Origin of the sequence: Methylovirgula sp. 4M-Z18 (assembly GCF_037890675.1) — a bacterium.
GTDB lineage: Bacteria > Pseudomonadota > Alphaproteobacteria > Rhizobiales > Beijerinckiaceae > 4M-Z18.
The window spans coordinates 3,712,621-3,727,358 of the sequence record NZ_CP149574.1 but is presented as its reverse complement, the minus strand read 5'-3'; the positions used below and the strand labels follow the sequence as shown (position 1 = coordinate 3,727,358).

The following is a 14,738-nucleotide window of genomic DNA, read 5'->3' as shown; positions in this document are numbered from 1 at the left end:
CGCATGGATGCCGACCGCCCTTTTTCGCCTGGTACTCTGTTGCGCGATCTGCTGGCTTGCCTGCGCTTCTATTCGCGGCTCGCGATCCCGCAAATGCGTTTCGAAGCCGCGGCCCATGCGCTGCCCGACTTTTCCCGCTGCATCCGGATGTTGCCGTTCGCGGGCATCCTGATCGCGCTTCCCGCAGCCGTCGTTTTTGTCATCGCGGGTTGGCTCGCCTTACCCCCTTTTGTCGCGGCCGCCTTCAGCGTCGCGGCTATGGCTCTTGCCACCGGGTGCTTTCACGAGGACGGCCTTGCAGACATTGCCGACGGTTTCGGGGGCGGGCGAACGCGCGAGCGCAAGCTCGAAATCATGAAGGACAGCCGCATCGGCACGTTCGGCGGCGTGGCGCTGGCATTGGCGCTCATTCTGCGCATAGCGCTTTTGGCGGCGGTGTTGGAGCGCTTTGGCCTTGGCGCGGCATTTGCCGCCATCTTGGCCGTTGCGGGCGTGTCTCGTGTCGTCGGCTTGTTGCCGCTTACCTTGTTGCCGCCCGCACGCGCGGACGGTGTGGCGCGCGCAGTTCAAGCGCCGAGTCGGCGTCTCGTCGTGGCGACGCTGGCACTTTCCGTCATTTTGTCCGCGGTGCTCATGATGCCGTTGGGCATCGGTTTTCTGCGTTTATGTGTTGCATGTTTCGCGGCGGTCGTCAGCGGCTTCTACATGGTGCGCCTCGCCCGCAGACATCTTGACGGTCAGACGGGCGATGTTGCGGGCGCAACCCAACAGGTCGCCGAGATCGCCTTCCTCACCGCCCTGATTGCTTTGCCGCACGCAGCATAGGCGTTCGGGAAGGTCCGCTATTCCATGACGGCGCTGTGATCCATGACGGGCGCCACTTTGGGTTTGCGCAGCAGGACCAGCAAGGGCATCGCGACGATCGACATGATCATCAGCAATTTGAAATCGTCGATATAGGCAATGGTGCTTGCCTGTTGATTGATCAGCCCATCCAGGATCGATTGACCGCCGGATGTCGTCGGGTTGATCTGATGCCGGATCGCCGGATTGGCGAGGGCCGCATTATAGGGCGTGATCGAGGCAGCAAGTTCGGCGTGGTTGATTTGAACATTGCGCGAAATGAGTGCGGTCACGACCGAAATGCCGACGCTCGACCCGATGTTTCGCGAGAGATTGTAGAGGCCGGTCCCTTCGCCGCGCATATGCGCCGGCAATGTTGCGAAGGCGATCGTCGTCAGCGGCACGAAGAGGAAGCCAAGTCCGGCGCCCTGGACAAAGCCGACCGATACGATCGTCCATTGCGATACGTCGGGCGTCCATCCGGTCATGTCATACATGGCCCAGGCGGTCAGGCCGAGGCCGATCAACAAGAGCCAGCGCGTGTCGACCTTGCCGATCAATTTGCCGACCAGAAACATGCAGGCCATGGTGCCCATGCCGCGCGGACCGAGCACGATGCCCGCCGTCACCACGGGATAATTCATCAGCGTCTGCAAATAGGGCGTCATCAGCGCCAGCGACGCGAGATAGGTCACACCGACAATGAAAATGAAGAACATGCTGACGGCGAAATTCTGATCGAGAAAGATCCGGGGATTCACGAACGAGCGCTCGGCCGTGAACGTATGCACCAGGAAGATGTAGAAGGCCGCAAGGCAGATCAGCAGCTCGATCTGAATTTCGCCGGAGGACAGCCAATCGAGCTGCTCGCCGCGATCGAGAAACAATTGTAGCGCGCCGATGGCAATGCTCAACGCGCCGAAGCCCAGCCAATCGAGTTGGGCCAGCGGATCCTTCTTCGTTTCGCTCACAAAGGCGATGAGGCCGCCGAACGCCACGGCGCCGATCGGCACATTGATGTAGAAGACCCAGCGCCACGAAATATTATCGGTGAGCCAGCCGCCGATGATCGGGCCGAGGACCGGACCCACCATCACGGAGACGCCGAACAGCGCCATGGCGCCGCCGCGTTCCTCCACCGTGTAGATGTCGAGCAGAAAGCTTTGCGACAGAGGCACGAGCGACGCGCCGGCCATGCCCTGCAGGAAGCGGAACAGCACGACTTGCGGGAGGCTTTGCGCCGCGCCGCAGAGAATCGAGGCCGCCACGAAACCGGCGATGGCGAAGAGCAGCATCTTCTTGCGCCCAAAACGGCTCGCGAGAAAGCCGGAGGGCGGCGTCATGATGGCCGCGGCGACAATGTAGGAGGTCAGCACCCAGTTGATCTGGTCGCTGTTGCCCGACAGGTCGCCCTGCATGTGCGGCAGAGCCACATTGGCGATCGTCGTGTCCAGCGCTTGCATGATCACGGCCAGAATGACGCAGAGCGTGATCATGCCGCGGTTTTGCACCGTGGCCGGGTTGAGCGCGGCCGCGGTCACTCCTGTGACTTTCCTTTGCCGAGGAGATCGGTCACGAATTGCGGCAGGCCACGCGCATGGTGGGTGTCGATGTCAGCCACGACGCTCATGCCGACGCGCAATTGCGGCTTGCCGGAAAGGTCGCCGAGGTCGATGCGCATGGGAATGCGCTGCACCACTTTCACCCAATTGCCCGTGGTATTTTGGGCCGGCAGCAGTGAAAAGCTCGAGCCGGACGCCGGGCTGATGCTGTCGACGCTGCCCTTCCACTCGACGCCCGGATAGGTATCGACCGTCACCGTCACCGACTGGCCGGGCACCACATGGGTCAATTCGGTTTCCTTCGGACTTGCCATGACCCACAGATGATCGCTCGAAACGAGGCTGAAGCCAGGCTGTGCCGCAGGCAAATAGGAGCCGATCTGCAGGTGGCTGACATTGGTCACGATCCCGTTGAAGGGCGCGCGCACCACCGTGTCTCTCAGGTCGCGCTTCGCGTCGTCGACGGCGGCTTGCGCTTGGAGATAGAAGGGATTTTGCTCGACCGGTTGATTGGCATCGTTGCCGAGCTGTGCCAGCATGGATTGGGCTTGTGCCTTCGCCACGGCGATCCGCTGCTTCGTGCTTTCCACATTGTGCACGGCATCGTCATATGCGGCTTTCGAGGCGGCATTCGTCGCGATCAGATCCTGTTGCCGTTTCAGGACGGTTTGGAAATAGGGCAGGTCCGCTTCGGCTTGCTGGATGCCGACCAGTGCCTGGGCATAGCTCGCCTGGAGCGTCAGGATCTGATTGCGGACCGTACCGAGCTGCGCTTGCGCACCGTCAACAGCCGTTTGAAAGGAGTCCGGCCGCAACCGAAACAGAACCTGGCCCTTCGTGACCTGTTGATTATCCTGCACTTCGATCGCGACCACCGTTCCGGAGACGTCGGTCGAAACTCCGAGTGTGTCGGCTTGTACGTAAGCATTGTCGATCGAAATGACCTGGCCGCCGTTCACGTAAGAATAGCCGCCCACCACGAGTGCGACAGGCAGGAGAAGGAATAGCAGCGGCCGCGCCAGTTTTCGCTTCGGGCGCTGTGGCGCCGCCGCGCGAACGGGTCTCGCAGGCGTCGCCGTCGTTTCCGGCGTGGGGTTGGTTTGCGGCTGCTCGGCCGTGGTGCGGCGCGCATCTGCCACGACGGCAAGATTGGTGACGTTCGACGAGGCAATATCGTCTTCGGCGTCGCCAGCGTTCCGCAACGCCATTGTACCTTCACTCATGATTTGCCTCTTCACTGTCCACCGGCTGGCCGCAAGCTGCACTCAAATTGGATTTCATCTGGGTCAAGGTCGCGATCATGTCGTTCCGGGCCTTTTCGGAAATGCCCGCGAATGCTTCGCCGCGTGTCACTTCACCGATCTGCCACATCACATCGAAAAACGGATGCGCCTCGGGCTTGAGAAAGAGCTGCCAGACCCGGCGGTCGGTCGGGTGGCGGCGGCGTTCGATCAGGCCGCGTTCCTCGATCTTGTCGAGCAGCCGCACCAGAGTGATCGCCTCGATATCCAGAATTTCCGCCAGGCCGCCCTGATGGATGCCTTCATTAACGGCCAGCGTGGCGAGCACCTGCCACTGTGAACGGGTGAGCCCCAGATGCCGGGCGCGCTGCTCGAACCGTTTCCGCAACAGGCGCGAAACGTCGTGCAAAAGAAAGCCAATTGGAGGGGTCGAAGCCATTGTGGAAAATCGCACGAATGATAAGCATGCTTATTATCACCTTGCTTATAACAAGGAGGTATGCTCTATTCAAGGAGAATATTGCGTTATGGACCGATTTAGCGCGCTGGCATGCGCCTCGCGCATAACTTTGAGCAAGTCCTCGATGATTCGAGCATATGTGATTGGCTTGGGCGTACTTGTCGCTGCAGCGGGAAGTGCCGCAGCCGCGCCGAAGGTTTCGTGCGCCGGCGCCGCCATGATGGGGGGCGCCCAATTGTTATGCAGCAATACCGACCCGGGACAGGCGGTACAAACCTGCACCTTTAGCTGGTCTCTCGTGACCGTCGACGGCACCAACAGCGTTGTTCAAGGCTCCTTCCGCTTGCCCGCCGGTGCGGCCAATGTCACCGTTTACCAGGCGGGCGGTTTCAACGCCGCACTCACCGAGCCTGTGGTTCTGTGCCAGGGGCGCAAGGTACCGGCAAAAGTGAAATGAGCGGCGCGGCTGAGCAATTCGTCCACGCCGGCGGGATATGGTGCTTCCGGCCCTAGCCCTTGATTTTTCCGATACGCGTGTTCTCCGAAATGGTGTTGCATCCTCCAACGCCGTTGAGCATCCTCTTGCCCTCGGGCTGCGTGTCGCCTCACCGATCGGACGTGGATGCCCGCTGTGCCGAAATGTCGCTGGAGTTGGCAAATGGAGAGAAGGATGTTTGACCACGAGTTGCTGATCGGTTCGTCCTTCGTCGCCGGGACCGCGACCGCAGAGAAGGTTCTCAACCCGAAGACCGGCGATGTTTTGATCGATCTGCCCGAAGCCTCGAGCGCGCAAATTGACGCTGCGGTCAATGCGGCGGCCGATGCCTTTAACACCTGGTCGCGCACGACGCCCGCGGAACGCGCCGGCATGCTGTTGAAACTTGCCGATGCCATCGAGCGGGACGGTGAGGATTTTGCGACCCTCGAAGCGCTCAATTGCGGCAAGCCGCGCATTCGTGTTCTGCAGGACGAGATCCCCGCCATCGTAGATTGCTTTCGGTTCTTTGCGGGCGCCGCGCGCACCATGCATGGCGCCGTGTCGGGCGAATATATCGCTAATCATACGTCGATGATCCGGCGCGATCCGATCGGCGTGGTCGCCTCGATCGCACCCTGGAACTATCCGCTGATGATGGCGGCTTGGAAGCTTGCGCCGGCCCTCGCCGGCGGCAATACGGTTGTGATCAAACCGTCCGAGCAGACGCCGCTCACGCTGCTGAAACTTGCCAGGCTTATCGCGGGCATTTTCCCGACCGGTGTCGTCAATGTCGTCACGGGGCGCGGCGAGACCGTGGGCAATGCGCTCATTCATCACCCGAAAGTGGCGATGATTTCGCTGACGGGCGACGTCGCCACCGGCAAGAAAGTGCTGCAGGCCGCATCCCAAACCGTGAAGCGCACGCATCTTGAGCTCGGCGGCAAAGCGCCGGTCATCGTGTTCGACGATGCCGATTTGTCCAGCGTTGTCGACGGCATTAAGGTTTTTGGCTATTATAACGCTGGCCAGGATTGTACCGCCGCGTGCCGCATATACGCGGGTAAAAAGATCTACGACAACCTCGTCGCCGATCTCGCTGCAGCCGTCAGAACCTTGAAGTTCAATCAGCCCAACGACGACGACAATGATCTTGGCCCCTTGATTTCAGCGCGGCAGCGGTCGCGTGTAGCCTCTTTCGTTGAGCGGGCGGCCGAGCAGAAACACATCAAGATCGCCGCGGGTGGCCGCGAAGGCTCCGGCAGCGGCTTCTTCTACGAGCCGACTGTCGTGGCCGACGCTCTGCAAAGCGACGAGATCGTTCGGCGCGAGGTCTTCGGCCCGGTCGTGTCGGTCACCCGTTTCGACGACGTCGACGAGGCGGTCCGCTGGGCCAATGATTCCGATTACGGCCTCGCGTCGTCGGTCTGGACCAAGGACATCTCGCGCGGCATGGCGATTGCGGCGCGGCTGCAATATGGCTGCACCTGGATCAATACGCATTTCATGCTGGTGAGCGAGATGCCGCATGGCGGCGTGAAATCCTCCGGCTATGGCAAGGATCTCTCGATGTATGCGCTTGAGGATTACACTGTCGTGCGGCATGTGATGGTCAAAATCGGTTGAACGCCACGTTTGATTGCGACGAGGGAGACGACGATGGCCGAGCAGGAGCAGAGAGAGACGGTTTTCACGCTGGAGGCAACGCAGCTCAAATTCGGCCGCGGCGCGGTGGACGAACTCGGCTGGGAGCTCAATCGTCTCGGACTCAAAAGGGTTTTGTTGGTCGCCGATCCCCGCTTGCGTCAATTTGGCGTGACCGATCGTGTCACGCAAATCATGTCCCGAAACGGCGTCGATATCGTGATCTTCGAAGCGATTGCCGTCGAGCCTACGATAGAGTCTTTAACTGCTGCGGCCGCTTTCGTTGCCGAGCACGATGTGGATGGCTTCGTTGCTCTCGGTGGTGGTTCGACGATCGATACGGCGAAGGTCGCCAATCTCATCCGCAGCCATGGCGGCGCCATTGGCGACTACGTCAACCCGCCCATCGGCGGCGGCAAAAAGCCGCCGTCACCTTTGCGCCCCTTGATTGCCATTCCCACCACATCCGGCTCGGGGTCGGAGGCCACGACGGTTGCCGTTCTCGACATTCCCGAACTCAAGGTCAAAACCGGTATTTCGCACCGCTATATGCGGCCGACGCTTGCCATTGTCGATCCGGAACTCGCGCGGACCACGCCCGGTGCGGTGACGGCATCTTGCGGCCTCGACGTGGTGTGTCACGCGGTCGAATCCTTTATCTCGCGCCCGTTCGACGCGAGGCCCAAACCGGCGACTCCAGACGACCGTCCGCCGTACCAAGGCAGCAATCCGATCGCCGACATCTGGTCTCTCAAAGCGATCGAATTTGGCGGACGGTTTCTCGAACGTGCGGTGCGGGATGGGGCCGATCTTGAAGCGCGTGGCACCATGATGCTGGGTGCGACGATGGCTGGCATCGGTTTTGGCACCGCCGGCGTTCACATCCCGCATGCCTGCGCTTATCCGTTGGCGGGGCTGAAACATCTGTACCGGGCAAAAGGTTATGAGACCACGCACAATTTTGTGCCGCATGGCTTTTCGGTTATCGTGACCTCGCCTGCGTGCTTCCGTTTCACCTATGACGCCGCGCCGGAAAAACATATCCACGCGGCGGAGCTCTTGACCGGCGGCCCCATCACCAAACCTGGGCCAGAATCCCTGCCAAACGCCCTGATCGACCTGATGAAAGCCGTCGGCGCACCATCGGGAATCGCCGAACTCGGCTATGGCGAAGACGACATTCCCGCTCTGGTGCAAGGCGCGCTGAAACAGCAACGGCTATTGGTCGGCACGCCAAAGCCGGTCGATGCGGCGCAGATCGAAATGATCATGCGTCAATCGATGGCCAATTGGTGATTCCAGGCTCAGGATGGACAAACCGGGCGAAAGTGTCAGAGGATGCTACCGAGCCTATCATGACTTGTGATGGCAATTTTCGTGGGACAGCGCAGCTTCATGACAAGACTCAGCATTGGCCGAATTGAAGAGGCCGTTCGCAAAATCGACAGCGTTTTTCAGCACACGCCTCAGTATTGTTGCCCCAATTTGAGCAAAGCTTTGGGATGCCGCATCATATTGAAGGTCGAGACATTGAATCCTGTACGGTGTTTCAAAGGGCGCGGAACAGACGTGGTGTTGGCCAATCTGGAAAAGACCAGTGGTCAGAAAACTGTGGTGTGTGCGAGTGCCGGAAATCTTGGCCAAGCACTCGCGTATTGCGGAAACAACAGAGGCTTCGAAGTTACCGTAGCCGCATCATCCGCTGCCAATCCCTTAAAAGTCGAACGTATGAAAGCACTGGGCGCAAACGTTATTCTGGTCGATGGGCAAATCGAAGAAGCACTTGAAGCCGCGATTGCACATTCCCGAAGAACCGGCGCATTTCTCGTCGAAGATAGTAAGAATATTGATACCTGCGAAGGAGCGGGGACAATTGGTCTGGAACTCGCCAAACTACCGTTTTCGTTGGATTCTATTTTGATTTCACTTGGTGCTGGAGCGATGGCGACCGGTATTGGTTTTGCGTTGAAAGCTTATCGCCCGGACACCAAGGTCTTGTCAGTTCAGCCGCAAAATGCGCCTGCATTAACTCGGTCATATCGCGCAGGTGAAGTTGTCGAATCCGGACCGCCCAACACAATCGCCGATGGCGTCGCTGGGAGGTACACCATTCCCGATGTTTTGGCAGATATGCTGGAAATCGTGGACGATGCCCTGTTGGTCGAGGAAGACAGTATCGTTGAGGGTATGAAATTACTTTATAAGCACTCAGGCTTGATCGTTGAGCCTGCCGCCGCTTTGGGTGTGGCCAGTATTCTTGAGAGCCCAGACCGCTTTCGCGGGCAAACCGTCGCGACGGTTTTGTGCGGAAGCAATGTTGCACCTCAAGATTTCGAGCATTGGGTAAGACTGTGAAGCCATGGTTGCGGCGACCGCGATCTTCCGGCTCGGTAAATGCGTTCTGATCCTAGATACGACCGCGGATGCCATCAATCGTGCGCGCTTAGCGCCGGGCCGGCGCGCGATACACGGGTTGGCCGCCAATCCAGACGGACCCAATGCCAAGCTCGTCGTCGAGCACGACCATGTCGGCTCGCGTGTGCAGGCCCAAACGTCCATGACGATGATCCATACCGACGGCCATTGCCGGATAAAGCGACGCCATTCGCAGAGCTTCTTCCAACGTGATGCCAATGCGGTTCCGCATGAAACGCACAGCCGAAATCATGTCGAGATCCGCTCCGGCCAGCGTGCCGTCTTCCAATGTCAACCGACCGTCATGGCGCTTGATGACGCGGCCGTTGAGCTTGAATTCGCGCATATCGGTGCCGATCGTCGCCATCGCGTCGGTCACGAGGAAGATTCGCGCCGGGCCAGGTTTGGCGCGTAGGGCTATGCCAATGTTGATCGGATCGACATGAATGCCGTCGGCAATCAGGCCGGCCCATAGGCTCGGCAGCGCGATGGACGCGCCGACCAGTCCCGGCGCGCGATTTTCGATCTGGCTCATGGCATTGAACAGATGAGTCGCCATCGATGCCCCGGCCTTGGCCGCTTGAACGACATCAGCATAATTCGCATTGGAATGACCGAGGCTGACGATGAGGCCCGCACCGGCAAGATGCTTGATCTGATGGGGAGCGACCGATTCCGTTGCGACCGTCGTCAGCAGGACGGGCATCTGATCGCGTGCCGCGATCAGGCGAATGAGATCGTCTTCCTCCATCGGGCGGATCAGATGCGGGTCGTGCGCGCCTTTGCGACGGATCGAGAGATGCGGGCCTTCGAGATGCAGGCCGAGAAAGCCCGGTATTTGACGGCGCGCCGCTTCGGCGCCGGCGGCAATCGCTTCGGCTGTGATCGTGGGTGTATCGGTGATGAGGGTCGCCAGCAGGGCCGTGGTGCCGAAGGAAGCATGCGCCGCGCAGATCGTACGGATGGCATCGGCGTCGCGATGATCGTTGAGCATCACGCCGCCACCGCCGTTGACCTGCAAGTCGACGAAGCCTGGGGCGATGAAACCGGTATCGATTTCCGTTACCTCAAGCCCTGACGGTATCGCGTTTTGCTGCACAATCGCGTCGACGTCGCCATTCGCCATCAACACGGCGGCATTCGTGTGCCACGTTTCGCCGTCGAAAATGCGCGGCGCAAGGAGAGCCGATTGGGGCGTCATATGGTCTCCGTCACTTTGCGCAGATTCCGTGGTTCGTCCGGATTGAGGCCGCGGCGGCGCGCGAAGGCCTCGACGAAGGCATAGAAGGACGCGATCAGCACCAACGCATCCGTGAGTGGATGCCCGGTCGCGGCGAATGGCAGATGAGCGGCTTTGCTGGCGCGATCTGAGGTGACGAAGGTCGCCGCGCCTTTGCCGGCAAGCACATCGGCCGCATCGACGATCGAAACCTCCGCTCGGTCGCGAGCCGCAAGGGCCAGCACCGGAAAGCCTGGTCCGACCAGCGCCATTGGCCCATGCATGACTTCGGCGCCGCTATAGGCTTCGGCATGAAGCGAACACGTCTCTTTGAATTTCAAAGCGACTTCATTGGCAATCGCGAGCGTGGGGCCGCGCCCAAGCACGAAGACGGAAGGCGCCCGGTCGAGCGCATCGCCAAAGATGTTCCAATCGCAGGCGACGGCGCGCTCCAGGTGCTGCGGCAATTCGCGCGCCGCAGTCAGCAGCGCTTTGTCGCCGGCCCAATGCGCGAGAATGCCAAGACCCGCGACTGCCGAATTCACGAAGGTCTTCGTTGCGGCGACGCTTTTCTCGGCGCCGGCGGCGATGTCGATCGGATGACCGACCGCTTTCGTAAGGGGCGAGCCGGCGGTGTTGGTGAGCGCGATCCCGGTTGCGCCGCCGCGACACGCCGTATGGGTCATCGCGACGATATCGGGGCTTTTGCCCGACTGCGAAATGGCGATGCAGGCTGCGTTGGCGAGTTTGAGACGAACCTCATAGATGGAGGCAATCGAAGGGCCGAGCGACGCCACCGGAACGCCTATCGTGAGTTCTATCGCATATTTCAGAAACGAGGCGGCATGGTCCGATGAGCCGCGCGCCACCGTAACTATAACGTTTGGGTCGATTGTTCGGAGCGTGCTGCCGGCGCGCTCGATCTCGACCGACGAGCGATCGAACAATCGCGCGACGGCCTGCGGAATTTCCAGCACCTCGCGGCGCATGTGAGTCTCGTTGGTCAATGTTCCTCTCCTTCGCTGGATTCGCCCAGCTGCATTTCTGCAACGAAATCGTAGATGTCGCTGCGGTAGACCGATCGGGTGAATTCAACCGTCTTGCCGTGTCCTAGGTAAGAGATCCGCTCGATATCGAGCCCGGCGGACCCCGGTGGAACGCGCAGCAATTCGGCATCTTGCGCATCGACGATGGCCGCCGAAATGCGCTGGACGGCACGTACGGGATGATTGCCCCGTGCCGCCAGGGCCGCGTAAAGCGATGCAACGATCTCTTCGGGATTCGGCAGCAGCGAAGCTGCGATCGAGACGCGTTCGACGGCGAGCGCCGTGTCATTGGCGAAACGCAGGCGGTGGACCCGCGTGACACGCTCGCTTGCCGTCAGGCCGAGCACCATCATTTCCTGCGGCGACGGCAGGTGGATGCCGCGTTCGAGCCACAGGGAATGAGTCCGCTTGCCGCGCCTTGCCATATCATCGGTGAAAGAGGTCAGCCGCGAGAGAGGCTGCACCCGAGGTTCGGCATGAGCGGCGACAAAGGTGCCGGAGCCATGGCGTTGGACGAGAACGCCCTGTTCGACGAGGCTCCGCAGCGCCTTGCGAACGGTCACGCGGGAAATCTTCGCTCGCGCGGCGATTTCACGCTCGGACGGCAATGCATCTCCAGGGGGCAACGATCCTTTTCTTATTGCGTCGAGGATCGACGCGCGCAGCTGCAAATAGAGCGGCGCGCTTTTGCTCTTGGGTCCGGCGATGGTTTTGAGCATGAGATCAATAGGGTCCGGCATGGCTTACATCTCGGTCGGCGAACAAACGGACAGCCATGGAGATTGCGCCTCCCAACGCATCCTGTAAGGGCGGGCTTATGAGCGCTTGGTGATGTGCGGACAGCCGTGGTCCGATCTGGGCGGCAAGGCCGCCCAGCAGGCAGCGCGGCGCATCCTGTTTCAATTTGAGCGCATCGAGCGAAGCTTCGACGGCCGCCGCGGCCCGATCGGCAATTTTGATGGCCACTGCATCGCCATGGTCCGCGTAATCGAAGACCATGGGCGCGTAGGTCGCGAAATCACCAGGCGTTGCCGATGTGGTGAATTCCACGATCTGGCCCGGATCGCCGCGGTGGGCGGCCAAGACCGCTTCGGTCAGGGGAGAGCCAGGGACGATTCCGTCAAAGGCCAGAAGCGTCTCCTCGAGGAGATCGCGGCCGATCCGCGCGCCGCTGCCTTGATCGCCGATCAGAAAACCCCAGCCCCCGAGTTCGCGGATCTCGTTCGCTTCCCGCGCGAGATAGGCGCTACCCGTTCCCAGAATGGCGATGGCGCCATCGCCCATCCCGACCGCGCCTTCCAGCGCAATCATGGTGTCCGACTGAATGAGGCAATGGGTGAAGGGCAGGGCCGCGCGCAATTGCACGCCATAGGTTCCGACATTGGCTCCCGCGAGGCCGAGCAGGGCCGGCGTATCCGGGATTGAGGCGATGTCTTGGCCGGCCGACGCGAACGCGTCGCGAACTGCCGCCATGATGCTGTCGCGCGCGCCGTTCAGATCCGTCCGGATATTGGCGGGACCGACTTTCGCCCGGCCGACGATTCGTCCCTCAGCGGTCGCAAGCGCTGCTCGGCAGCTCGTTCCCCCGCCGTCGACGCCTAAGACCATCATCGTTGCTTTCTCCCGACGATTATCAATGCCATTGTTGCGCCAATCATCAAGCACAATCTAATTATCCAACAAAAAAAGATAGCCAAGTCGGCGCTTTTTGCCGAAAGCAAGCGATTTTCACCTAAAATATACATAATTTAGAGACGGAAATGAAAATAAATTTCATGCTGGTCGGAAATTGGTATTATATTGGTATTATCAGATCGTCAGACTAACAGACGTCAGGCAACGGAAACCGGTCCTGATGTTGAAAAAGACCAAACCTTAGTATCAAGCTGAATTTCACCTCTTCGCTGGCGCCGGTGCATAACGCGGGCGGCCGATACGATGTCTCCGATCGTCGTGGCATTGACACGGGTTTGATCGCTCAGGGTCAAGAAACGCGATGGGGCGAAAAAGCTGCTGTCGGGTGCATCGCATTGCTCGATTTCGCGCCTGCTATGCCAATGTTTTGTCCGGCTTTTCAGCATGTTCGCGGACGATATCAGAATCGACGACCCGCATGCAGGGCGTGCGTTGCGGGCAGCTTTAAATCTACTGTATGGTTCTCAAAGAGGGTTTCAGCGGGAGAGCGGAGATGATGAAGCGGATAATTATAGGCGGATTGGCCATTTTGCTGGCGTGCAGTCCTGCCCTTGCCCAGAAAACGGTTCTCACCATCGGTATGGGGACCGCAGACGCGAGCACGCTCGATCCGCATTCTGCGACGTCGACGGCCGACAAAGGGGTCCTCAACTATATCTTCAACGGCCTCGTGCGCATCAAGCCTGGCCAGATCAGCCCTGAATTCATCGAACCCGATCTCGCCGAAAGCTGGAGCGCGAATCCTGCCGGAACGGAATGGACCTTCAAGATCCGGCACGGCGTGCAATGTCATCACGACTATGGCGAATTCACCGCGGAAGATGCCGTCTTTTCGATCAAGCGGGCATCCGACAAGAAAACGTCGTCCTTCGCGAATGATTTCAACCAGCTTTCCAATGTCGAAGCTGTCGACCCCTATACGGTGAAAGTCACGCTGCAGCACCCTGTCGCCGGTTTTCTCGGCTATCTCGCGAATCTGCACGGCGGCAATATGGTCTGCAAAAAGGCCGTCGAGGCGCTGGGGGACAAATTCTCCAAAAATCCGATCGGAACGGGGCCATTCGAGTTCGTCGAATATCAGCCGCAACAATACGTGAAGCTGGCGGCGAACAAGAAATATTTCCGCGGTGCGCCTCAGATCGAGCAGATCATGTACCGCTACATTCCCGATGATGCGAGCCGCGATCTCGCATTCGAATCGGGCGAGCTTGATCTCGTTTACGGCAAGCAGGATCAGTCCTGGATCGATCGCATCTCGAAGGTCCCCGGCATCAAAGTTCTAGCGATGGAGCCGGGCGAATTGTCGACGCTCTTCATCAATACGACGATCAAGCCTTTCGACGATCTTCGTGTTCGGCAGGCCATCGCCTATTCCATCAACCGCAAGCAAATCGTTGCGCTCAAGGGCGCGGGATCGTCGCGCGAGGCCGTCTCGGTTGTGCCTTCTGGCTATCTCGGCACCGATCAGCAGGCGGAGCTCTATCCATATGATCCGGAAAAGGCGAAGGCGCTCTTGAAAGAAGCCGGCTTCCCGAACGGATTGACCATCCAGACGATCCACACCACGTTCGGAGGCATGTTGTCCGTCATCCAGGCCGTACAAGCACAACTGAAGAAAACCGGCATCAACCTGGACATTCAGCTCGTCGACCACGCGACATATCACGCGCAAATTCGCAAGGATTTGTCTCAGCTCGTTCACTATCAGGCAGCCCGCTTTCCCGTCGCGGACGTTTACTTGACGCAATTCTACGATTCGGCGTCGATCGTCGGCACGCCGACCGCCATCACCAACTTCAGCCATTGCAATGTCGCGGACACGGAAATTCGCGCAGCGCGTATCGAGACCGACCCTGCCAAACAGAAGGAATTGTGGAAAGAGGCGCAGGACAAGCTGATCAAGAACGTTTGCGGCATTCCCGTCTTCGAACAGCTGCAGATCTGGGCTTGGCATGACGATCTTGATTTGGGGTACGATCTGAAAGGATCGCTCAATCTCTCGCCGCCGATAACGGAAAAGACCCATTTCACGAAATAGGCCACGGCGATGACCATGCTTGCCGCTATCATTGCGTCGCGTCGCGCTCAGGCGGCGCCGCATGCGGCGCAGGCGCTGTGCAGAATTCGATCGCCCGATG

General features: G+C 59.8%; 13 protein-coding genes. 6 read left to right on the top strand and 7 right to left on the bottom strand.

The annotated features are described in order from the left end of the window. Positions 1-3: 3 nt before the first annotated feature. The gene (gene cobS / locus V9T28_RS17210; protein ID WP_116400253.1) at positions 4-825 is read left to right on the top strand and encodes an adenosylcobinamide-GDP ribazoletransferase; all 822 of its coding nucleotides are present in this window, start codon (positions 4-6) and stop codon (positions 823-825) included. A gap of 17 nt (positions 826-842) precedes the next feature. On the opposite strand, the gene V9T28_RS17205 is transcribed toward cobS, so the two are convergent. From V9T28_RS17205 to V9T28_RS17195, 3 genes are read right to left on the bottom strand one after another with little or no spacing between them, the layout of a single operon-like run. Further along, positions 843-2,384 (bottom strand): DHA2 family efflux MFS transporter permease subunit, encoded by a 1,542-nt coding sequence (locus tag V9T28_RS17205; protein ID WP_445242132.1) that lies wholly within the window; start codon positions 2,382-2,384, stop codon positions 843-845. Beyond that, positions 2,381-3,628 carry an HlyD family secretion protein gene (locus V9T28_RS17200; protein WP_116400252.1) on the bottom strand — a complete coding sequence of 416 codons (1,248 nt, stop codon included), beginning with the start codon at positions 3,626-3,628 and terminating at the stop codon, positions 2,381-2,383. The genes V9T28_RS17205 and V9T28_RS17200 overlap by 4 nt, the downstream gene beginning before the upstream one ends. After that, entirely contained in the window at positions 3,621-4,085 is a 465-nt protein-coding gene (locus V9T28_RS17195) for a MarR family winged helix-turn-helix transcriptional regulator (protein ID WP_116400251.1), read from the bottom strand. Before V9T28_RS17195 ends, V9T28_RS17200 begins: the two co-directional genes overlap by 8 nt. 145 nt (positions 4,086-4,230) lie before the next feature. Between V9T28_RS17195 and V9T28_RS17190 the strand changes: the two genes are divergently transcribed. The 4 genes from V9T28_RS17190 (at position 4,231) to V9T28_RS17175 (ending at position 8,580) form a co-directional block, all read left to right on the top strand. Then, on the top strand, positions 4,231-4,563 hold the full coding sequence (locus V9T28_RS17190) for a hypothetical protein (protein WP_147306418.1): 333 nt from the start codon (positions 4,231-4,233) through the stop codon (positions 4,561-4,563). A 213-nt stretch (positions 4,564-4,776) separates the two neighbouring features. Next, on the top strand, positions 4,777-6,207 hold the full coding sequence (locus tag V9T28_RS17185; protein ID WP_116400249.1) for a gamma-aminobutyraldehyde dehydrogenase: 1,431 nt from the start codon (positions 4,777-4,779) through the stop codon (positions 6,205-6,207). Between the two features lie 33 nt (positions 6,208-6,240). Further along, complete coding sequence (locus V9T28_RS17180) at positions 6,241-7,521, top strand: hydroxyacid-oxoacid transhydrogenase (protein WP_116400248.1); 1,281 nt, start codon at positions 6,241-6,243, stop codon at positions 7,519-7,521. Positions 7,522-7,590: 69 nt separating this feature from the next. Then, the gene (locus V9T28_RS17175) at positions 7,591-8,580 is read left to right on the top strand and encodes a threonine ammonia-lyase (protein ID WP_245424044.1); all 990 of its coding nucleotides are present in this window, start codon (positions 7,591-7,593) and stop codon (positions 8,578-8,580) included. Positions 8,581-8,668: 88 nt separating this feature from the next. Here V9T28_RS17175 and nagA read toward each other — a convergent pair whose 3' ends face one another. The 4 genes from nagA to V9T28_RS17155 are packed head-to-tail and all read right to left on the bottom strand — an operon-like array spanning position 8,669 to position 12,516. Continuing rightward, complete coding sequence (gene nagA / locus V9T28_RS17170) at positions 8,669-9,841, bottom strand: N-acetylglucosamine-6-phosphate deacetylase (protein WP_116400247.1); 1,173 nt, start codon at positions 9,839-9,841, stop codon at positions 8,669-8,671. Continuing rightward, positions 9,838-10,848, bottom strand: a complete 1,011-nt coding sequence (locus V9T28_RS17165) for an SIS domain-containing protein (RefSeq protein WP_116400246.1) — start codon at positions 10,846-10,848, stop codon at positions 9,838-9,840. The genes nagA and V9T28_RS17165 overlap by 4 nt, the downstream gene beginning before the upstream one ends. A gap of 14 nt (positions 10,849-10,862) precedes the next feature. Further along, entirely contained in the window at positions 10,863-11,645 is a 783-nt protein-coding gene (locus V9T28_RS17160; protein WP_116400245.1) for a GntR family transcriptional regulator, read from the bottom strand. Next, positions 11,629-12,516 (bottom strand): N-acetylglucosamine kinase, encoded by an 888-nt coding sequence (locus V9T28_RS17155; RefSeq protein WP_116400244.1) that lies wholly within the window; start codon positions 12,514-12,516, stop codon positions 11,629-11,631. The genes V9T28_RS17160 and V9T28_RS17155 overlap by 17 nt, the downstream gene beginning before the upstream one ends. A gap of 580 nt (positions 12,517-13,096) precedes the next feature. On the opposite strand from V9T28_RS17155, the gene V9T28_RS17150 reads away from it, so the two are divergent. After that, positions 13,097-14,638, top strand: a complete 1,542-nt coding sequence (locus V9T28_RS17150) for an ABC transporter substrate-binding protein (RefSeq protein ID WP_116400333.1) — start codon at positions 13,097-13,099, stop codon at positions 14,636-14,638. The last annotated feature ends 100 nt before the right edge of the window (positions 14,639-14,738 follow it).